A 21,371-nucleotide genomic window follows, 5' to 3' on the forward strand; every position below is an offset into this window, starting at 1 on the left:
TAAACTAAACGATTAATAAACTAAAAAGAATTATGCGTATGGTAGCATACGAGCAACTGCAGCCACTTCACACTTAGGAAGGATTGCATTTGGACGAAGCTGACGCTTGTTCTTAGTAGTACGCTTAGTCAGGATGTGACGTTTAGTAGCGTGCTTAAACTTAATACCACCAGCAGTTTTCTTGAAACGCTTAGCAGCACCTTTGTTGGTTTTCATCTTAGGCATGATGAATAACTCCGCATTGTTGAGTTGTATTAAACAATAGTAATTAGGGCGAACAAAACTCAGCCACCTTATGGCAGCTGAGTTTTATTACTTGCAAAGCCGTTAATTACTTCTTTTTAGGGGCAAGAACCATGATCATCTGACGACCCTCGATCTTCTTAGGGAAAGATTCCACTACTGCGATTTCAACAGTGTCTTCCTTAAGACGATTTAGAACGTCAACACCGATGTCTTGGTGTGCCATTTCTCGGCCACGGAAGCGAATTGTTACCTTCACTTTGTTGCCTTCTTCAAGGAAACGCGTCAGGTTGCGTAGTTTTACCTGATAGTCTCCAATATCAGTTCCAGGACGGAATTTTACTTCCTTAATCTGAACCTGCTTTTGCTTTTTCTTCTGCTCTTTAGCAGATTTGCTCTTCTCAAAGAGGAATTTACCGTAGTCCATTACACGACATACTGGTGGCTCAGCGTTTGGACTGATTTCTACCAGATCCATACCAGCTTCTTCAGCTGCGGCTACTGCTTCTTGAATAGAAACAACGCCAACTGATTCGCCATCAGCGCCAGTTAAACGAACTTCACGAACGCCACGAATTTCACCGTTTAAACGATGAGCATTTTGTTTGGCCGGTACTTGGCCGCGTCTTCCGCCTTTAATAGTTTATTCCTCCAGATTGAGCTTACGGGTAGAGATCTCGTCTTGGATGTAAGAAATAAAATCATCCACTTTAAACTTACCGAGGTCTTTACCTTTACGTGTACGTACTGCGATTTCACCGGCTTCCATTTCTTGGTCACCACAAACAAGCATATATGGTACACGCTTCAAAGTATGTTCGCGGATTTTAAAGCCTATCTTCTCATTTCTCAAGTCCGCTTTTGCTCTAATTCCAACTTTTTGTAGTTTTTGAGCAACTTCTTGTGCGTAATCAGCCTGTTTATCAGTGATATTCATGATAACAGCCTGCTCTGGCGACAACCACGTAGGGAAGAAGCCAAAGTATTCTTCGATAAGAATACCGATGAAACGCTCAAGTGAACCTAGAATCGCACGGTGAATCATAACAGGAACTTGGCGTTCATTGTTTTCATCAACGTAAGATGCGCCTAAGCGACCAGGCAAGTTGAAATCTAGCTGAACCGTACCACATTGCCATGCACGATCGAGACAGTCATATAGAGTGAACTCAATCTTAGGACCGTAGAACGCACCCTCACCTTCTTGAATCTCGTATGGAATGTCCATCGCTTCAAGAGAGTGCTTCAGCGCTTCTTCTGATTGATCCCAGATCTCATCAGAACCAACGCGCTTTTCAGGGCGAGTCGATAGTTTCACTACGATGTTGTCGAAACCAAATGTTTGGTACGTATCGTATACCATCTTGATACAGCCCGTCACTTCCTCTTGGATTTGACTTTCTGTACAGAAAATATGAGCGTCATCTTGAGTAAAGCCACGTACACGCATGATGCCGTGCAGTGCACCTGATGGCTCGTTACGGTGACATGAGCCGAACTCAGCCATACGTAACGGTAAGTCACGGTACGATTTTAGACCTTGGTTAAAGATCTGAACGTGACCAGGGCAGTTCATTGGCTTCAGAGCGTAATCACGGTTTTCAGACGCAGTTGTAAACATCGCATCTGCGTATTTATCCCAGTGACCAGAACGTTCCCAAAGTACGCGGTCCATAATGAGAGGACCTTTAACTTCTTGGTAGTTATATTCCGTCAGTTTTTCACGAACAAAGACTTCTAGATCGCGGAAGATAGACCAACCGTTATGATGCCAGAACACCATACCTGGTGCTTCTTGTTGCATGTGGAACAGGTCTAGCTGCTTACCAATTTTACGGTGGTCACGCTTCGCCGCTTCTTCAAGGCGAGTAAGGTGAGCTTTAAGTGCTTTCTTATCATGGAAAGCCGTACCGTAGATACGTTGCAGCATCTTGTTGTCGCTGTTACCACGCCAGTATGCACCTGCTACGTTTAGTAGCGTGAAGTGCTGACAGAATCCCATATGCGGTACGTGTGGACCACGACACATATCTAAGTATTCTTCATGATGGTATAGACCCGGACGATCATCACGAGAGACGTTTTCGTCTAGGATTTCCATCTTGTACGTTTCACCGCGAGCTTCAAATGCATCGCGTGCTTCCTGCCAGCTAACCTTTTTCTTGATAACTTGGTATTTGGTCTTCGCCAGCTCTTTCATACGCTTTTCAATCTTTTCAAGATCTTCTTGCGTTAGAGACTGCTCAAGGTCGATATCGTAGTAGAAGCCGTTGTCGATGGTTGGACCAATCGCCATTTTCGCTTCAGGGTAAAGCTGCTTAATTGCGTGACCAAGAAGGTGAGCGCATGAGTGACGAACGATTTCTAGACCGTCTACTTCATCTTTTACGGTGATGATTTCAAGGCTTGCATCTTGTGCGATAAGGTCACATGCATCAACACGCTCGCCGTCTACACGACCTGCGATGGTTGCTTTCGCAAGACCTGGACCGATAGATTGAGCAACTTCAAGAGTAGAAACAGGGTTGTCAAATTGACGCTGACTGCCGTCAGGAAGGGTAATAATAGGCATTAAAATATCCTTTACAGTGGTGTTGCACACCAAGCAACACATGCAATTCAAATTATGTCTTTAATATCAAATTCAAACGATTAAAGACCAGAATCGGCTCCTTTTATATGCAAATACGGATGCACAACTCAGGAGCGAACGAGCATTGTAACGGAATCAGATAAAATAACAATCGAAGTCACAAAAAAGCATCATGTGTCATTCAGTACTACAACTTGTGGAGACCATTGAGAAGTCGACGGATCTGAGGAACTAGATCACTTGCAGTCAGACCAATTTGGCCGTGGGTCAAGACCAAATCATCTGCGGCTTGGCTATGGACGAGAACCCCAAGTCGAGCTGCTTGCGAGATAGATAGCCCTTGTCCGATGAGCGCAGCTATGACACCCGTTAGCACATCACCCATACCACCAGAAGCCATACCCGCATTACCAACGGCACAAACAAAAACAGTCTGACCATCGAATATCAGCGTGCCCGCGCCTTTTAGCACAACCACACCACCGTATCTCTGATGGAGCGCTTTCACCGCAGCGTAACGATCATTCTCGATATCGTTGATACTTACAGCTATTAATCTTGCTGCTTCTCCAGGATGAGGCGTGATCACTCGATTTCCATCACGGTTTGGACTTTGTGCGAGAAGATTGAGGGCATCCGCATCAACCACCTTAGCTATCTGGAGCTGAACAACGGATTGAACTGCTGTTTTGGCCCAATCGTCCATGCCGAGACCAGGGCCAATCGCAACGACATCTTGACGTTTTAACCGCTCAAAGAGAATACGCTTGCTCCCATCCCAATCTCGCACCATCACCTCTGGGCACGCAAGTTGGAGAGGTAAAATCGAGCCTGAGTGGCACAAAGCACTGGTCAATCCTGCCCCGCTTCTCACTACGGCTTGAGCGCAAAGCCGTATAGCGCCCGAATAGCCAAGGTTACCGCCAATACAGGTAACACGCCCGTGATCTCCTTTATGGGCCACCGGGGATCGCTGTGGCAACAGCTCCGCTACGCTGTGGTAATCAAGCAGCTGCGCCGATGGAGAGTAAAGTTCGATAAATTTCTCTTCGACTTCTAAGCCAGCAAAGTGAAGTCGACCTGTCACTGACCTTGCGTCCCCCGTGACAAGTCCTTGCTTCAATCCAATAAACGAAATGGTGTGATTCGCACAGATGGCAGCCCCAAGTATTCTCCCGGTATCTGCACATAGTCCTGACGGGAGATCAATCGCGACGATTGGTTTATTTGCTTGGTTGATGGTTTGAAATAGAGACACCAAATTAGCCCGAACGTCCCCTTTTAGACCCGTTCCCAAAATGCCATCAACAATCACGTCACAGCTCTGAAGGCTCGTCTCAAATTTGTCGAAAGACGTTAGCCTACCACCAGCAGTTAGCCATGCCTGATAGGCTTGAGCGGCATCGCCCAATAAACGGGTCGCATCGCTTGTGAGAAAGAGGTCTACATCAAGGCCCGCTTCCTTAGCCAAACGCGCCACCACAAAGCCATCACCGCCGTTATTGCCAGCACCGCACACCACCGTAATGTGCGCAATCTTGGGATACTGCTCTTGCAACAGCGCAAAGGTCGCTTCCCCCGCTCGTAGCATCAATTGATATAACTCGATTCCAGCTTGCTGAGCCGCGACTACTTCGCCACGTTTAACCTGCTCTGCGGTATAAAGATAAAGAGGAAGTGTCATTACAAGCGTCCATGAAAAGAGAACCGCTATTGAGCATAAACCACAACGCCAAGAAAAACCTTGGCGTTGTGGTCAAATTAGCTGTTTTTAGAGACGAGTGCTTCCGCTGTCGCATCTTGTATTGATAGGAATAAAGAGCGCACCTCACCAGTCGGGGTTCGCATTGGGTTCAGCGTGATATTTTGGTACATGAAATCCGCTTGTTGAGTGACAGGTCGTACGTTTCGACATTTGAATAGGTACGGACGTTGTTGCCACGTAATAAAACTGCGACAACCTAAGTCGTAGACTGGCTTAGTTTTGAGCTTGAACCAATCTTGCGGAATTTCAGGGAACAGCTCAAAGATGGACTTATCGATGGCTTCATGGGCTTGAATCCCGCTGTGATGGGTCATAAACCCATTCCAAACTTGAACCTTGTAATCGCGATCCAACACCACCAGACCTAAATCGACATTTTGCACCATGTCTACCATCCAGTGGAATTGCTCGAATTCTGCAGGAAGAGATATCATTAAAAGTCCTCCATGAGGTAGGCCAGCTTGTTATCGAGAAGTGGTAATGATTCATCGACAAACATAAACAGAAGATCACAGCGTATAGACGTTCCGTCGATGTTGTAGCTGACTTCAAATGTCATTGTCTTTTTAAACGAGCCGGTAGTGGACTGAATAACAGAGTCGATCGAAATATGTTGCCCTAACAACACTGGCGAGCTTTGGAAAAAACGAACCTCAGCCTGTTGCCCTAAGCCATTTAGAAACGAACCAACGAGAATATTAGAGACATCCATCAACAGCTCAAGCTCTTCAAGCTCTTCACTGTCTGCTGGCACTTTCATCAGCTTTTTAAGGTCAGAGACACTGGAGTCACTTAAAAGGACTAGCGCCTCCCCCGCGATACCTTCACCACTAAAGCCTTGGCATACTCCTGACACTTGATCGTTTTCCGCTAAGTCTCGCAGCGCCATGTGAAGCTCACTGACTTCAAAGATGTTTACATTAGGAAGCGGTAAGTGAACAAATACATCAAAATGACGAGCGAGAGCGTCAGCAGCGCGCCCAATAGATACGTTGGCAACTTCCATATAAATGTCGCGACGACGTAGAATCGGTAACTCAACAGAGACTGGCGTAATGACTTGAGGACGCTCAGCAGGCTGAACTAAGCTTCTAAGCACTTCGTTTAGCGCATCTTTATCGATCGGCTTTTGAATAAAGGCTTTTGCTCCAAGCCCCATTACACGCTCTTTGGCTTTAGGCTGAATATCGCCCGAGACCACAACAACTGGCACATCAATGCCACGTTTACCAATTTCTTCAAGGGTACCGAAGCCATCGAGTTCTGGCATCGTCAAATCAAGGAACATCAGCTTAAATTGATGTTGCTCTAACTGCTCAAGTGCATCCAAACCATGAACAGCGAAGGTGATATCGGCATTTAGCGAAGCGGGCAATGAACGAGCCATCTGTTTTCTTGCTAAGGCGGAGTCATCACATATTAAAACTGGGTAAGACATTCGTACACCTACTGCCATTCGTACAATTAATAATTTCAGTTTAACAGATAGTTAGCGCATCAGGTACGGGAAGTTGTTGAATTATTAACTTTATCAAACGTCGTGAAAACGCTGGCCAAACGGTTTACTCACCGACCACTTTGACCCAAAACTCATCACTAGCCCTAGCCGCTGCTATCTGTTTTAAGGGTAGCTTAAAACTATCGATTTTCAGCAAGTTGCAGCGCCAATTTGATCCAGCGAGAGAAGAGGAAAATGGACTAATGGGCGCAACCATTCCCAAAACCACGTGCTAGAACGAGCCAGTTCAGCAGTAAACCTTTGCTCTAGCCTAGATACAAAAAAAGCCTTCAAGTGAAGGCTTTTTCATAGCGATAGTACGACCTAGACCATACGAACCAGAGATTTACCAATCAGCCATTCCAGCTCTTTCTCGCTGCCTTGACCAAACTGAGTTTCAGTCATTTTGTACAAACGCTCAATCCCATTTGTCGCAAACTCGTGAGTGCTTTGAGAGGTAACGATATGGTGGAAAAGCAAACGCAAAATCGCGCGAAACTCTTCATTGTCTAGCGCTTTCACCCAGCTTGAAGAAAACGCTTCTAAACCGTTATCAAAATCAACATGCTCAACAAACATCTTGAAAATGCGACCGTCTAACGCGGCAGTGAAGTCCGTTTTCTTTGGAAAGTGGTGGCTAATGCCCGTTCTAGAAACGCCAGTCTGCTGGCTTAGAGTGGTGTAAGACATTTTGTCATAACCAAGACGCAACAGTTGATCAACAACCGCGTCCATGATCTTTTGTATCGTGATCTCAGTATCTTCTTTACTACGCTTTGGCATGTTCAGGCTCTTCTCTTTGTAAATCCGTCTGTCTAACTCAATAAGAGTCATGCATAAAAAACCTCTTCTCTGTCGCCTACCTATACTGCGCTTGCATCAGATAAACCGTACAAGCAATCTAATTATGGTGTAAGCTAACCAACACAAGTACGCATTCCACGAACTTATGAAATGAAAAGGCATCATCTTTTCTAGATATAATTTGATTGCCGATAGTCTAATAATTTACTTTAGCTGACAACTAACTGAATGGCATTCTGACGCGTAAATGACATTAAATTTCGCCAATTAGTGATCTAGATCTCATGTCGGTAGATCCTCCGTTCGAAATCCATCCAGTTAGTAACTTGGAAACAACATAAAACGCAGCCTTGAAACAAATTCAACACCCTTTGCTTTTTATAGATAAACCGATCATTAGTCGCTAAAATGACCCTAATTTAAGTAAGAGGATATATTGAGATGAGCACTGAACAACAAGACGTTTGTGAAGCTTGCGGTTGCGCTGGAGAAATGGGTTTCATCATCAAAGAAGGCGACGATGTCGCTGAGGTGACAATCTATGCGCAAGGCAAAGCACTGCTTGAGAGTGAACTGGCTAAATACATTGAACTGGCGCAACAAGTCTGCGCGGCAGTGCAATATGAAGTGTCCCCTATCGAAGAAGAGTCAAACGAGCTAACAGCACGTTTTAAATTTGAAGTCAGCGCAGAAAAACTGATCTTCGAATTGAAGACTCGCTCACTGGCACGATAACTTTCCAAGTGGACTATAAAACGGGCATCACGCCCGTTTTTTTATGTCTGCAGCCTTCTCAGATTGACCCAAGGTTACGAGTCAATCCATACTTAAGAAAGTTTGATTCGTAAAGGCAAGGTATGCGCACAATAGCTCTGGCGATGTTGTTAACCCTCACGACGGGCATTAGCTACGCCGCTCCATTAGATCAGTTTCGAATACTCAATCATCTTGATAACTACGGCAACCTTGATCTGCGAAATAAGCCTTATGATGAGCTCCCCCCAGGTCTTATCGTGGATGGAAACTTAAACATTGCAAAGACGGGTATCAAAACGCTCCCTGAAGGATTGCAAATTCATGGCAGTCTTGATGCGTCAAATAGCGCCCTGAGTCGGTTGGAGAAAGGGGTGAACATCAAAGGATTTGCCAACTTACTCGGCGCCAATATCAAACGCTGGCCGCCCGGAATTCAACTTGGGGGTTACCTCAACCTAACCGATACGCCGCTCACCTCTCTGCCACCAAGACTCAGAGTAAAAGGCGATTTGAGTGTCATTCGCACGCCATTGACGAAGCTACCGGAAGGATTGGTCGTTGAGGGTAATTTGTACATTGGTGGCTCAAAAATTACCGAGTTCCCAAATACAATGACGGTACGGGGAAACATCTTTTTAGGTGGTAACCGGATCAGTAAATGGCCAACCAAGCTCAACCTTGGGGGTGCCGTTGCTCCCTAATGGGGTGGTTAAACGATAAAGGGATGCGCTACGGCATCCCTTTGTTCATTCTTGTCACTAATTTTGGTTGTTCACCGGATTAGCGTAGCTGGCAATCAAATAAGGCTGAGCAGCTTCTGGCAATTGGACCAACTTATCTTTCAGGCTCTGCTTGACGCTTTGATCAACGTCTTCATTCCCTGCTGCCAGTTGGTTGATCGGAAACAGCTTATAGTGAAGATGAATTTGGCGGTCAATTTCTTCTGCGAGCGCTTCTGGCGTGTCATAGGTCTGGTCGATAACGTCACCAAACGCAACGTGGACACGACCCTTTTCTCCCACGATGCCTTGAATGATGCTCTCGATGTCTTCGAACTCACCTTTTTCGTAGCATCCGTGCTCTGCTTTTTGCCATAGCTCTAACGCTTTTGCGATGTCACACGGATCATTTTCGTAAGAAATAGACACCGGAACAATCTTCAGCGATTTAATGTACTCAGAAAATTCAATTTTCTGCTTACGTCCTTCAACATGGAACATCTTTAAGATCGCTGGATCGGTAAAGTCATTGCCATCTTTCGCGCGTCCTTCTTTTTGCGCAATCCAGATCGAATGCCCCGTATCCAACGAGTGCTTGATATAAGCAGATAATGTCCCAAGCGCCTTCATCATTTCACGCGGGCCTTTCGCTGAGCGTTTCACGATAAAACTCTTGTTCAAACGCATCAGTTCTGTTGCACACGGTTTTTTCAGTAAGTTGTCGCCAATCGCGATACGAACCGTTTTGTGTTCGCTTTGGTACAAACCGTAGTTAACTAAGGCAGGATCCATCGCAATGTCACGGTGATTGGAAACAAAGAGATAGGATTCCTGCTTATCAAGCTTCTCCAAACCGCTATAAGTCACCCCGTTTGTTGTAGTGCTAAGGGTTTGTTCAAGATATTTTTTTACTTCAAACTGTATCGCTTCAACAGAGTTGAGCTTAGACCATTTCATTCTTAAGTACACTTTCACCAAAGGTGACATCAGTGCCTTAAACCAGCCAGCGTGGTTAGAGAAACGGTGCTGTAAAATAGCGCTAATAAATTCTTCGTCGTTTACCAGTCGATCAATCGCCGCTGGAATCTCGTCATCATTGTAAGGACGGATATCAATAAATGGGTCGTTAGTTTTAGTCATTTCTAGTTACATCAAACAAAAAGCTGGCCTATTCTACGCATAGATAGCGATCTTAGCAGCTATACTTCTCTCAGATTTGCAAAGGTCAGACCACGTTTTTACCTTAACTTGATTTGATATTGGATTTTGAGACGAGACACGTTACTCTTAGCGCCCCATTTGTAATGAGTATTCCCATGCACTACGCCACCTCACATCAGACTTCGCGATACGACTTCCTCCACTCCACGGCAAGACGAAAACTGTTAAAGCACACCCTTTTGCAGGTCAAAGAAGGTTTGGTATTGGTCAAGTTAGGCAAGTTAGAGTATGCCGTAGAACCAGGCCAGAGCTTCTGGTTGCCGTTTGATACTTTATGTGCAGTTAGCTACTTCCCAAATACTCACGTCCAATGTATTGAAATCTCGAGTCGAGTCCAAGTGTCGTTGCCTAAGCAAGGTGGATTTGTGTCCCTAACTGAACTTGCTCAAGCGATATTCAATCGCTTATCGGACGACTCACGAAACACTCAATACGACGTCGATCTGCTCACCGTGCTGAAAGCCGACATCGCACAGTTGGCACCCACTCTGCAAGAGAGTCCATTGACCCAACAGGTCAATCAATGGAAGTGGGATTGCGCAGAGTCTGACCTAATAAATGAGCATCAGTTGGTATTGAAAATCCGTGAAGCGAAAAAGAGGCTTTTGTCGGGCAACAAAAGAGCGCAAGTCATCAATCAAATGTTTGATGGAAACGAAGCGCTATTCACGCAACTGGAATCCATCACGCTAGGTGACTAGTAGAAAAGTTTAACAATTTACTGGCTGAATAATCATTTACTAACTATAGATCTATGAGTAACCGCTCAATTTTATAGATAGGGATGTCCGAATGAAATTCAGCCATAAAATCGTGGCAGCATCATCTGCTCTCTTGCTTGCCACCGTCACTTTACTTACGCTCCAACAATATTACACCGTCAAAAGTGAAATTCGCTCGCAAGTCACCTCCAGTGTCAACGAAATCGTTGATGGGGTAAGGGACACGACCGGAGCTGAAATCAACAGCCGCAAGGCGATCGCGGCATACGCGACAAGCATGCTTGAAGTCGATTTATCGCCCAAATCCATCGAAGCGGTGTTGACGAGACCGGTTGTAAAAGAGACCTTTTTACTCGCCGGTTTAGGTTTTGAGAAAGATGGATCGAATATCAATAACGACCCTTCTTGGAATCCCGGACCAACGTGGGACCCACGCGTTCGCCCTTGGTACATTGACGCCAAAAATTCCGGCAAACTGATCATTACCGCGCCTTACGCCGATTCTGCTACCGGAGAGATTCTGGTCTCGATTGCCACCCCTGTTCGTGACAACGGCCAGTTCATTGGTGCGATTTTCTATGACGTAAGCTTGGCCGCCCTTGCCGAGTTGGTTAACCGAGTCCAACTTTTCAACGCCGGTTATGTATTTATCGTATCTGGAGACGGTACGACCATTGCCCACCCCAAAACGGAGCTAAATGGCGCTCCGATGAGAGATTTCCTCGGCGACGCTCAAATTAAAGAAGAGCCTCAACAAGTCATGTTGGATGGAAAGCAGTTCACCCTCGACTTTTCTAAAGTGTCCGGTGAAGACTGGTACATTGGTGTGATACTTGACGAGGAAGTGGCGTATCAATCCCTCGCGGACTTGCGAAACAGCTCGATTGTCTACTCGATTATCGCGCTTGTCATCAGTGTGTTTTTACTACTGTTACTGATTCGTGCTCTGATGAAACCTCTAGATACATTAAATGACGCCATCCAAGACGTTGCCTCTGGGCAAGGTGATTTGACCAAGCGCCTGGACACTAAAACAGACAAAGAGTTTTCAGTGCTGGCTTCTGGCTTTAATGATTTTACAGGAACCCTGCAACAACTGATAACCCAGTCGAAAGCCATCGGCTCTGAAATTTTGCGTGGCTCGGAAATGACATCAATGGGCCTACAAGAGTCAGCAGCTGCAATGCAAGATCAGCTTCATGAGTTAGAACAGCTTGCTACCGCGATGCACGAAATGGCTACCACCTCTGGTGAAGTCGCCAACAATGCCCAAGGCGCCGCCGCAGCAGCAAAAGAAGCCGACGACGCGACAAGCTTGGGGACTTCGGTTGTCAGCGATACGACGGGCGCAATTAATAACCTGTCGCAGAAAATCGATGAGGCAGTAGAAGAGGTTAAGGTGTTAGAGTCGGCAACCGATAACATTGAAACCATTCTGAAAGTGATCAATGACATTGCCGATCAAACCAACTTACTTGCTCTTAACGCGGCGATTGAGGCAGCTCGAGCGGGCGAATCTGGTCGCGGCTTTGCCGTGGTTGCCGATGAAGTGCGAACCTTGGCTCAGCGCACTCAAGAGTCGACCACTGAAATTCGCAATATGATTGAACAACTTCAAGCCGGTGCAAGCTCAGTTGCCAACGCGATGAACATGAGTAAATCCACTGCAACCGATGCAGTTGCACGTGCGCAAGAAGCCAATGTCGCGCTCAACAGTATTCGCGATGCTATTCAACGCATTAGCGATATGAATATCCAAATCGCCTCTGCTGCAGAGGAACAAAGTTTGGTCGCAGAAGAAATCAACAACAACACTGTGAAGATAAAAGATCTCTCCACACAAGTGGCGGATGCGGCTGAAAACGCTAACATCGCGATGCAAGCCCAAACAGAGAATATTCGTGAGCAGGACTCTATACTGAACAAGTTCACCGTCTAAGCTCGACGCTAATCAACCCTATGTTAGGGCGCAATCTATGCGCCCTTTTTTTATTTATTCAGTGCTGACCGCCATCATGCTGCTTGTGCCAGAAACACGCATTTCGACACGTCCTTTCACGGAGGAGTACTCGCGTCCGGAGAGCAAATCAGTCCAATTGTGCTCAGAGGTCAACTCTATCGTTTGCGCCCGTTTCGATTTGTTGATGATAACAACGCCCTTCTCCCCACGAGAGAAGACCAAAACGTCATCCGACGCTTCAATGACCTTCATCGGTTCACCGTGAACAGAGTTGTGGAACCTGATCGCAGCGACCATCTTAGGGTCATTCCACGCATTTAACCATCTCGGGTTACCACGTTTATCTAAGTAGCCACTGGTATCTAGGTCGGTGTAGATGAGTGGCACCCCACCATCTCGCCCCAAAATATAGCTGTAGGCTAGCCACTCTAACGCTTCGTCCATCACAAGGTTTTCAAAAACTTGGTTATTGGGGATGTCATGCGTGATGGCAAAAGTAATGGCTCGTCTTTGTGATAGCGCCTGCCCAAAACAGTATGGATCAACCCAGCTTTTTAGACTTCCGCCGGCTTCGAGCGCGTCATACGTCACCTGAAACAATGGGAAATCGTAAGCACCGAAGCGGGTGTGAGCGAGAAAAGGTTCCAAGAATAGCTCGTACTCGGGCTTAGTGGCGCCGCCACTGGTAATGATCTCGCCGAAAATATGCGTGTCTTGGCAAATCTCCTCGGTCCAAACTTGTTGTAGATGCTCTAGAGTCATGTGCTTTGCCGCATCAATGCGAAACCCTTTAAATCCTAACTTTTTGAGCGCTAAAAGGTAGTTTTGCTGTTGGGTCACAACGTTGTCGCAGACTCGTAAGGTCGGTAATCCTGGATCTTGCGGACCTCCAGTAATACGACCGTTTTGGACTTGCCACTTGTCTTCCCAGTCCTTGATGCCGAACGCTTCAACAAAATCAGGATAGTCAAATAAAGGCTCAGTCAGATCGCCAAACAGCTTCTGTGGTTCAAAGTAATCCGCTTCTGTTTGATAGTCTGCTAACTCTTTATCACTTGGGTATTGTAAATCGGTGCGCACGGACGACTCATTGGCCATGTGATTAAACACCACATCGGCATAGACGCGAACGTCGTATTGCTTTAACTCTGCAATCATTGTCTTGACGTCGTCGGTATTCCCTAGCTGGTTATCAATAACGCGATAATCTTGCGGTTGATAACGTTGCCACCATTGAGTTCCCGCCTTTGTTTTTAGTGACTTCATTGGTGGCGAGACCAATACGGTTTTATACCCAGCTTGGGCAATTTCTTTCGCTCGCTTGGTCACCAGTTCATAGGGCCAATCAAACGCATGCAAAATGACATCAGTTGCGTGAATGTTACACATCACCTGTTCCTTTGGTTGTTCTTCTTTATTGAACGTAATCATTTCATTGTCATCATAGTAGCAAACAGGATAACCCTTCCTATCCCCCTAAGATGCACTTTTTGCGTAGTAGCCATAAGGCGTAGAGATAGCGAAACAGTGACCTTTCCAATAAAATTGCCACCAAGACGAGGCTATACTGATAGATAAGTTAAGTAAGGGAAGCACAATGAACAAAGTTCGTATTGATATCGTCTCTGATGTGGTTTGCCCATGGTGCATCATCGGCTACAAACGTTTAGAGCGAGCCTTGATGACACTGTCTGATGAAGTGGAAGCCGATATTAACTGGCACCCTTTTGAACTCAACCCAGCAATGGGCGTAGAGGGGCAAAATCTCAAACAGCATTTACAGGAAAAGTATGGCACCAACGATGAAGCGAGTGACGCCGCTAGGCAAACGTTGACCCAACTTGGGAATGAAGTCGGATTCCCATTCCATTTCAATCCGGATATGCGCATCTACAACACGCGCAAAGCACACCAGTTGCTAATGTGGTCATCGAGCGAAGGGAAACAGTTGGCGTTACAACTTGCACTTTTCCACTGCTACTTCACCGACAATCAAGATATCGGAGACGAAGAAGTCTTGATCCAATGCGCTCAAAGCGTCGGTCTAGACCCAAGTGTGGCCAAAGAGGTTATCCGTGATGAAGGCTGGGCAGAGAGTGTTGCCACTACGGAGCAGCAATGGCTTGAAGCCGGGATCAACGCCGTACCTGCGATTATCATTAATCAAAAACATCTGATCTCAGGGGCGCAAACAACCGAACTCTTGATTTCAGCGTTACAACAAATCACACAAGAGTAAAAAGGAGAGCCTTGGCTCTCCTTAGTTTATCGGTTTTTAACTCGCCCAATGAGCCACCAAACAGAGACCACGACCAAGCCAGCGACCACGCCAATCAAGCCATTTAATAGGCTAGGAAACAGCGCTTTTGCCAAAGAAATGTTGGGAATGTCCATGATAATCGGCTCTATCCAGTGGTGAATAATCGGAACGTTGTGGACCACAATCCCACCACCAACAAGAAACATGGCCGCTGTACCGACGACCGCCAGCACCTTCATCAGTTTAGGGGCAAAAGCAATCAAGCTTCGTCCGACTGTCGCCATCACCCCTTTACCTTGGCTTCGGCGCTCTAAGTAAAACCCAAGATCATCGAGCTTAACGATACCCGCAACAAGACCATAGACACCGATCGTCATTAATACCGCTATTAAACTCACTACCAGCACTTGGGTAAGTGTGGACTGACCTTGCACTGTCCCTAACGCAATCACAATGATTTCTGCTGAAAGGATAAAATCAGTTCGAATTGCACCGGCAATCTTTCGCTTCTCATACTCTTCAATGGATAACTCATTGTCCAGCTGAGCGCTCTCTTGCTCGGGATGCTTACTATGAAACAGCTTTTCAATGATCTTCTCTGCCCCTTCGAAACACAGAAATAAGCCGCCAAGCAATAGCAACGGCATAATCAGCCAAGGGACAAAAGCACTAATCAATAGCGCCGCAGGAACCAACACGAGCTTGTTGCGAAATGACCCTTTCGCCACACTCCAAACAACGGGGATCTCGCGTTCTGCTGTCACGCCCGATACTTGCTGTGCGTTTAGCGCAAGATCGTCTCCTAGTACTCCTGCGGTTTTCTTCGCCGCGACTTTCGACATTAATGCAACGTCATCAAGAACGGTTGCGATATCATCCAACAAGGTTAAAAGGCTTGCACCTGCCATAAGTCCACTCTCATAAGGACCATCAATCAATGTAAGCAAATGTAACACTAGAATTAGAAAGGACAAATCAAATTGACGCTAAGAAAGGGAAAAACTGGCCATTCTTACCGCCTAGTGATTGCGAGACTGCGCATTGCGCACTATGCTGTGGCGATATTTTAATAACCTCAAAGGCAAGGTAATGCGCAGTTCTTACACCTACCCTATCGGCACCCCAGGACAAAAATGGGGAGATGCGGAACGAATCGCTTGGCGTGAACAAACCACCATCAAACGCGAATACCAACAAGAAGTCGTGCCTAAAATTCAAGCGCTAGCTGAACGTTTTAATGTTGAGCAATATGGCGCGCTCTCTTATGACCCAGAACGCTACCCTCTTTTGTGTATCAAGAGCAAACAATGGGACGCAGCGAAACCGGCGGTTTTGATCACTGGCGGCGTCCACGGCTATGAAACCAGCGGCGTACATGGCGCTTTGCTGTTTGCTGATGAACAGATGGAGAAATACAGCCAACATTTCAATATCATCGTCGCACCCTGTGTTAGCCCTTGGGGTTATGAAACCATCAATCGTTGGAACCCACTGGCCATCGATCCAAACCGTTCTTTCTACGCAAACAGTCCTGCTGAAGAGTCTGTAAACCTAATGGCTCTTGTTGCGACAATTGAAGGCGATGTGCTGGTTCATATCGACCTGCATGAAACAACGGATACAGATGAGAGTGAGTTTCGACCAGCGCTCGCCGCAAGAGAGGGTATCGAATACATCGAAGGCATGATTCCTGATGGCTTCTACACCGTGGGCGATACGGAAAATCCACAACCTGAGTTCCAAGCAGCAGTGATTGCATCGGTGAGCAAGGTCACACATATCGCACCTGCCGATGAGCAAGGCGAGATCATCGGTTCACCGGTTGTGCAACATGGCGTGATCAATTACCCGATGGTGAAACTTGGTCTGTGCGGAGGCGTCACGACCTGCACTTTTGGCACCACAACCGAAGTGTATCCAGATAGTGACAAAGTCACCGACGACGAATGCAACCGCGCGCAAGTCGCTGCGATCGTCGGTGGGCTAGATTTTGTAATAGAGCAGCTCTAAAGATCAACTCACTACAACAAAGGCGCAGACAATATTGCGCCTTTTTTGGTTTCTAACGAACGAACCTAGCCTGCGCTTTAACCAAAAAATTACAGCAGTTTGTTTTTGTACTGCTCTGGTGTCTGCCCAGAGTACTTTTTAAACATGGCAATGAACGGACTCGCTTGGTTATAGCCTAAGGTGAGCGCCACCTCTTTCACCGAATGACCTTTACGCAAAAGATCCATCGAATAGAGATAACGAACACGCAACCGCCACTCCGTAAAGCTCATTCCGAGTTCAGATTGGCAATGGCGCGCTAGCGTACGCTCCGTGGTGTGAACGTGCTCCGCCCACTCTGATAGGCTGCGGTTGTCGATGGGGTTTTCTTCTACCGCCGCCAATATCGTCGCCAGATACTTATTATCCGTAGACGGAAGGAAGTGATGCTGCGTATCCCGCGTAGCGAGTTGATCAAGCAACACTTGAACCAATCGCCTATCTTGCTCAGTCTGCGCCACATTGATCCCACGTTGACGAAAATCGTCAATAATCGCCGACACAATCGGCGTCACTTTGATCAAGCTTGTACAATCAGGAAAGTTCGTGGTGAGGGTATGATCGATGTTCAACGAACAATAGGATAAGGGCTTTCGGTTATAACTTGTGTGTTTTACCCCCGCGGGTACCCAAATCGCCAGATGAGGCGGCGCGAGAAATCGAGTATCTTCCGCCTCCATCTCTAAAATGCCACCACTGATCAATTGCACCTGTCCCCACGGATGGCTGTGCATTCGGGTTTCTGTGTTGGACAAAAACGCCTCAAAATTCATAAATACATCGGATGGTGCTTTATCGATTGATAAAGACGGATGAAGATGTTTCGCTGACTTTCTCAAACTTGTCTTCCTACAACGCCTAATGTCTTTTTAAAGATATTTGCAATCATATAGACCTGTCACACTAGTTTCCATCAAAATAACGCGATGGCAATCACATGGTTTACCTGTTACCCCTCATTACCGTTTTCATTTGGGGCGGAAATGCAATCATTAACAAGATGGCGTCAGAGGTCATTGAACCAAGCTCAATGGCTTTTTACCGTTGGCTACTGGCGATTGCCTTGTTGACCCCTTTTTGCCTCGCGAAAGTGATCAAGCAGTGGGGCATCATCAAGCCTTACTTGGCAAAAATCGCGTTTTTGGCATTGCTTGGCATGGTACTTAACCAGACCTTAGCGTACTACGCCGGATTAACCACCAGCGCATCAAACATGGCACTGATTTCATCACTAGTCCCTTTACTCAGCGTTTTCCTAAGCGTGCCATTATTGGGTAAATCCATCTCACCTTTAAGCATCATAGGGGGCGTTTTGGCGCTCGCTGGGTTAGCGCTGATGTTAGGTCAAGGTGATGCCACCTTCTTCTTGCATAACTCTATTTCGTTTGGTGACGGACTGATGGTGATCACCGCAGTATGCTACGCCGCTTACTGTGTCCTGCTTAAGCGCTGGAAAATGCCAATCTCGAATTGGACTATGGTTTACATGCAAGGCGTATTGGCATTGTTGATGCTCACCCCGCTCTGGTTAACCAGCGATCAACTACTGCCGGCCACCGAATCTTTACCACTCATCGCGTATGCGGGCGTTGCGGCGTCGGTTCTTGCACCTTGGATGTGGGTTAAAGCGATTGACATCATAGGCGCAGATTCAAGCGCGATGTTTATGAACCTGATGCCGGTCGTGGCGATAACCCTTGCTGCGACGTTACTTGGTGAAACCATTCAACACTATCACCTGTTTGGTGGGTTGATGGTGATCTCTGGCGTACTACTTTCTCAACTAAAACTCAAACGTAAGACACAACAAACGCTGCAAAACGTTAACCAGATATAGGTAGTTACTGACAATTCAGTATATGGTTAAAGGGCGAGCTAAAATGTACTTTATAATTAGATAAGATTGTTAGTTGCGCAAACGTCAGTAAAAAATGGGCTAGACCTCACTCACGTTGGGAGGTTTTATGATAGAACTGGAGCGCATTGAAGACATCTACAACCATGACCACTTCACACTGCATGAAGTGGTCTTGAATGAAATAGGCTCTTACGTGTTCGTCAAGAACCGTCATGGAGAGTACCTATACGCCAATCAACTCACTCTGGAGTTATTCAACACTGACCTCGAAGCGCTAAAAGGGAAAACCGATCATGACTTTTTCGATCCCGAGCTGCTCGACGATATTCTAACTAGCGACCGAACTGTATACGAAACAGCCAATACGGTCATTCGCGAAGAACACACCAAAGCCATTCCCGACGGCAAACTTCGCATCTATCGAGCCATTAAAAAGCCCATTATTTGCATCAACACAAAGAAAGTCATTGGCTTAATTGGCGTTTCAACGGACATTACCGATTTGGTCAACATGCGGGAAAAGTTAGCCGAACTCGCCAATACCGATGAACTTACCAAACTGTGCAATCGGCGTAAGCTGTGGCAGTTTTTTTCCAGCGCTTACCACCAAGCGTCTGAGTTAAATACGCCGCTGTCTTGTATCGTTATCGATATTGATCATTTCAAAAAAATAAACGACGCACACGGACACGATTTTGGCGATAAAGTGATTGTCGAGCTGGCTGATATTATTCGTCGTAACTTGCGCAGTACTGACTGCTGTGGTCGAATTGGTGGTGAAGAGTTTTTGATTGTATTAAGCAACACATCAGCACAAGGTGCGCATGATATTGCTGAGCGCTTACGAACTAACTTTCAGAACTCGCCGCTCAATCATGTGACTGCTCCTTTTACCATTTCATGCGGAGTGACTGAGCTCACCCCTGAAGACTGCGATTTTTTCGCGCTGTACCGACGCGCCGATCAAGCGCTTTATGATGCGAAGCACAACGGACGCAACAAGAGTGCGATCCGCTGATTATCGAGATGAAAACGAAAAGCGCCTCAAAAAAAGAGACGCTAAACTTCGTTAGTTAACGATATCAAGGTCCGTTTCTGGGACGCAGCAACAAGCTAACGCGACACCCATATTGCGCTCTTCCTCGGTGATAGCTGGCACATCAGGTTGATGCACTTTCCCTGACTCTACCGTCACCTTACAAGCGCCACACAAACCCGCACGACAACTGTTTGCAATGGGTAAACCGGCATCTTCCGCTTGTTCAAGCAACGTTTTTTGGTTGTCCCCTGTAAACACATTGCCATTTAACGAAATCGTGACTGATTTATGCTCTTTCACGGCGACAGTCGCCACGCCAAATGCTTCTTGGTGATAACAAGACTCAGGCAGCCCCTGTCTTAACAGCATGTTCTTCGCTTTTTGCATGAAGCCATCAGGGCCACACACAAACACCTGACGCTGATCTGGATTTTTAATTTGCTTGAGGTGAGAAAGGCTTAATCTTCCTTTCAAACCAAACCAGTCAATCGGCGCTTGGGTCAACGAGATAAACACTGTCAATCCTTGATGCTTGCGCTTTAACTCATCCAACTCTTCTTTATACGGAATGTCTTCCACACTGCGACATTGATGGTAGAACACGACATCGTTGACTTGGTCATGATCTGACAGATAACGAAGCATAGACATCATGGGTGTAACGCCACTCCCAGCCGATAGCAGCAACATCGGTAAACCTTGCTTATTGCCAATATGAAAACGTCCATCAGGGTCTTCGCAGCTCAATGTATCGCCGACTTGGAAGTGGTCGGCCAGCCAGTTAGACACACGACCGCCGTCAATCCGCTTAACAGAGATGGCCAAGCGACCAGGTCGTGATGGACTAGATGACAACGTATAGCGACGCGCTACTTGCTCACCGTCAATCTCCAACGTAATCGGCAGATGCTGACCCGGTTGATAAATCGGCATGTCTCCGTACTGAGGCTCCAACCAAAATGTGGTGAAATCTCGGGCGATGTCTTCTCGCTCGACACACGTCATTAGGTGGCGTGCCGGAGAATTGTCTTCGTAGACCTCTTTCTCTTTATACTCGAGTACCTCGACTTGATCGCCCTGGCGAATCATTCCTTCATTCTTCGCCACTAAGTTTTGACCAAAGAAAACGCCACCCCGTTCGTTCGCTCTGAACTGTGACAAGGTGCTTAATGGCTCTTTAGACGCACGAAACTCGCCTTTCTCAACGTCTACCGTCGTCAAAACGCAGCGCTCGCAAGGCTTTACCGCTTCAAACTCAACTTCACCAATGCGAATCCGCTTCCAGCTATCTTCAACAAAAGGTTCGCTGGCACTGACCACCAAATTGGTACGAAACTGGTCCATCGAATGTGTCTCTGAACTGCGTCGGTTCAACTCATCCAATGACGCTTCGCTGATCACCAACAGCGGATAACCATCCGCGAAGCTCACGTTATGTCCGAGCTTTTCCCTGACACGGTTCGACTGTTCACCTGTAAACAGCAACTCCACACGCTGGCCAAGTACTTCACTGAACCAATCATCCGCGTCATCCGTCGTTGTGTAAGCAATAAAATTGTCTTTCCAGACCTGAGCTGGCGCCTCTTGCATTTTAAAGTCTTGATAACGCAAGCGCAGCGGCTCGTATCCTGCAGCGGTAAAAATCAACCCGTCTGGTGTTAATGTTGAGGTAACCAGCACCATTTGAGGGTATTTACGCGCGGTCACCATAGAACCATCAGAAAGGGCAAGCATAAAACGGCGATCAAAGGCGAGACCTTGCTTTTCCACCCATGCAGAAGAGAGTGAGATACCACCAACAGATTTAACCGGAAAAACATTGATTTGAGAAAGAGTTGAAGCTGACATTGCTAATCCCGAGCTTGTAATAATTTGGCTATATTA

At 46.6% G+C, this 21,371-nt stretch carries 20 protein-coding genes; 8 read left to right on the forward strand and 12 right to left on the reverse strand.

Features of this window, described 5'->3' with window-relative positions:
- Nucleotides 1-30: 30 nt before the first annotated feature.
- From rpmI to U9J37_RS15950, 7 genes are all read right to left on the reverse strand, one after another.
- Nucleotides 31-225, reverse strand: coding sequence for a 50S ribosomal protein L35 (gene rpmI / locus U9J37_RS15920; protein WP_004411425.1), 195 nt, complete (start codon nucleotides 223-225; stop codon nucleotides 31-33).
- 106 nt (nucleotides 226-331) lie between these two features.
- Nucleotides 332-820, reverse strand: a complete 489-nt coding sequence (infC, locus tag U9J37_RS15925; protein WP_322414275.1) for a translation initiation factor IF-3 — start codon at nucleotides 818-820, stop codon at nucleotides 332-334.
- Nucleotides 821-886: 66 nt separating this feature from the next.
- Entirely contained in the window at nucleotides 887-2,815 is a 1,929-nt protein-coding gene (thrS, locus tag U9J37_RS15930) for a threonine--tRNA ligase (RefSeq protein ID WP_322414260.1), read from the reverse strand.
- A 208-nt stretch (nucleotides 2,816-3,023) separates the two neighbouring features.
- Nucleotides 3,024-4,520: an NAD(P)H-hydrate dehydratase gene (locus tag U9J37_RS15935; protein ID WP_322414261.1), complete on the reverse strand. Its 1,497-nt coding sequence runs from the start codon at nucleotides 4,518-4,520 to the stop codon at nucleotides 3,024-3,026.
- Nucleotides 4,521-4,597: 77 nt separating this feature from the next.
- On the reverse strand, nucleotides 4,598-5,035 hold the full coding sequence (locus U9J37_RS15940; RefSeq protein ID WP_038141603.1) for a PAS domain-containing protein: 438 nt from the start codon (nucleotides 5,033-5,035) through the stop codon (nucleotides 4,598-4,600).
- Nucleotides 5,035-6,039: a response regulator gene (locus U9J37_RS15945; protein ID WP_322414262.1), complete on the reverse strand. Its 1,005-nt coding sequence runs from the start codon at nucleotides 6,037-6,039 to the stop codon at nucleotides 5,035-5,037. The genes U9J37_RS15940 and U9J37_RS15945 overlap by 1 nt, the downstream gene beginning before the upstream one ends.
- A gap of 384 nt (nucleotides 6,040-6,423) precedes the next feature.
- Nucleotides 6,424-6,882 (reverse strand): TetR/AcrR family transcriptional regulator, encoded by a 459-nt coding sequence (locus U9J37_RS15950; protein WP_038141606.1) that lies wholly within the window; start codon nucleotides 6,880-6,882, stop codon nucleotides 6,424-6,426.
- Nucleotides 6,883-7,344: 462 nt separating this feature from the next.
- On the opposite strand from U9J37_RS15950, the gene U9J37_RS15955 reads away from it, so the two are divergent.
- Together U9J37_RS15955 and U9J37_RS15960 are read left to right on the forward strand one after the other, a co-directional pair.
- Nucleotides 7,345-7,638, forward strand: a complete 294-nt coding sequence (locus U9J37_RS15955; RefSeq protein WP_038141607.1) for a YfcZ/YiiS family protein — start codon at nucleotides 7,345-7,347, stop codon at nucleotides 7,636-7,638.
- Nucleotides 7,639-7,760: 122 nt separating this feature from the next.
- Nucleotides 7,761-8,360, forward strand: a complete 600-nt coding sequence (locus tag U9J37_RS15960; protein WP_005469869.1) for a hypothetical protein — start codon at nucleotides 7,761-7,763, stop codon at nucleotides 8,358-8,360.
- 57 nt (nucleotides 8,361-8,417) lie between these two features.
- Here the strand turns inward: U9J37_RS15960 and U9J37_RS15965 are convergent, their stop codons facing one another.
- Nucleotides 8,418-9,518 (reverse strand): 1-acyl-sn-glycerol-3-phosphate acyltransferase, encoded by a 1,101-nt coding sequence (locus U9J37_RS15965; protein ID WP_322414263.1) that lies wholly within the window; start codon nucleotides 9,516-9,518, stop codon nucleotides 8,418-8,420.
- Nucleotides 9,519-9,694: 176 nt separating this feature from the next.
- Here U9J37_RS15965 and U9J37_RS15970 point away from each other — a divergent pair, with 176 nt between their 5' ends.
- Both U9J37_RS15970 and U9J37_RS15975 read left to right on the forward strand, forming a co-directional pair.
- Nucleotides 9,695-10,300 carry a hypothetical protein gene (locus U9J37_RS15970; protein ID WP_043886477.1) on the forward strand — a complete coding sequence of 202 codons (606 nt, stop codon included), beginning with the start codon at nucleotides 9,695-9,697 and terminating at the stop codon, nucleotides 10,298-10,300.
- A 91-nt stretch (nucleotides 10,301-10,391) separates the two neighbouring features.
- Nucleotides 10,392-12,260, forward strand: coding sequence for a methyl-accepting chemotaxis protein (locus U9J37_RS15975; protein ID WP_005469572.1), 1,869 nt, complete (start codon nucleotides 10,392-10,394; stop codon nucleotides 12,258-12,260).
- A gap of 54 nt (nucleotides 12,261-12,314) precedes the next feature.
- Here the strand turns inward: U9J37_RS15975 and U9J37_RS15980 are convergent, their stop codons facing one another.
- Nucleotides 12,315-13,670: an alpha-amylase family protein gene (locus U9J37_RS15980; RefSeq protein WP_043886527.1), complete on the reverse strand. Its 1,356-nt coding sequence runs from the start codon at nucleotides 13,668-13,670 to the stop codon at nucleotides 12,315-12,317.
- Nucleotides 13,671-13,878: 208 nt separating this feature from the next.
- Between U9J37_RS15980 and U9J37_RS15985 the strand changes: the two genes are divergently transcribed.
- Entirely contained in the window at nucleotides 13,879-14,520 is a 642-nt protein-coding gene (locus U9J37_RS15985) for a DsbA family oxidoreductase (RefSeq protein ID WP_005469568.1), read from the forward strand.
- Nucleotides 14,521-14,546: 26 nt separating this feature from the next.
- Here the strand turns inward: U9J37_RS15985 and U9J37_RS15990 are convergent, their stop codons facing one another.
- Nucleotides 14,547-15,449: a DUF808 domain-containing protein gene (locus tag U9J37_RS15990; RefSeq protein ID WP_005469855.1), complete on the reverse strand. Its 903-nt coding sequence runs from the start codon at nucleotides 15,447-15,449 to the stop codon at nucleotides 14,547-14,549.
- 181 nt (nucleotides 15,450-15,630) lie between these two features.
- Here U9J37_RS15990 and U9J37_RS15995 point away from each other — a divergent pair, with 181 nt between their 5' ends.
- Nucleotides 15,631-16,551 carry a M14 family metallopeptidase gene (locus tag U9J37_RS15995; protein WP_043886479.1) on the forward strand — a complete coding sequence of 307 codons (921 nt, stop codon included), beginning with the start codon at nucleotides 15,631-15,633 and terminating at the stop codon, nucleotides 16,549-16,551.
- 89 nt (nucleotides 16,552-16,640) lie between these two features.
- Here the strand turns inward: U9J37_RS15995 and U9J37_RS16000 are convergent, their stop codons facing one another.
- Nucleotides 16,641-17,429, reverse strand: coding sequence for an AraC family transcriptional regulator (locus tag U9J37_RS16000; RefSeq protein ID WP_038141625.1), 789 nt, complete (start codon nucleotides 17,427-17,429; stop codon nucleotides 16,641-16,643).
- A 98-nt stretch (nucleotides 17,430-17,527) separates the two neighbouring features.
- Between U9J37_RS16000 and U9J37_RS16005 the strand changes: the two genes are divergently transcribed.
- Entirely contained in the window at nucleotides 17,528-18,427 is a 900-nt protein-coding gene (locus U9J37_RS16005) for a DMT family transporter (RefSeq protein ID WP_005469761.1), read from the forward strand.
- A gap of 127 nt (nucleotides 18,428-18,554) precedes the next feature.
- Entirely contained in the window at nucleotides 18,555-19,466 is a 912-nt protein-coding gene (locus tag U9J37_RS16010; RefSeq protein ID WP_005469800.1) for a GGDEF domain-containing protein, read from the forward strand.
- A 51-nt stretch (nucleotides 19,467-19,517) separates the two neighbouring features.
- Here U9J37_RS16010 and U9J37_RS16015 read toward each other — a convergent pair whose 3' ends face one another.
- Nucleotides 19,518-21,335, reverse strand: coding sequence for a hybrid-cluster NAD(P)-dependent oxidoreductase (locus U9J37_RS16015; RefSeq protein ID WP_005469897.1), 1,818 nt, complete (start codon nucleotides 21,333-21,335; stop codon nucleotides 19,518-19,520).
- Nucleotides 21,336-21,371: the final 36 nt, after the last annotated feature.

It is taken from the genome of Vibrio sp. 16 (assembly GCF_963681195.1).
In the GTDB taxonomy this organism is placed as follows: Bacteria; Pseudomonadota; Gammaproteobacteria; order Enterobacterales; family Vibrionaceae; genus Vibrio; species Vibrio sinaloensis_D.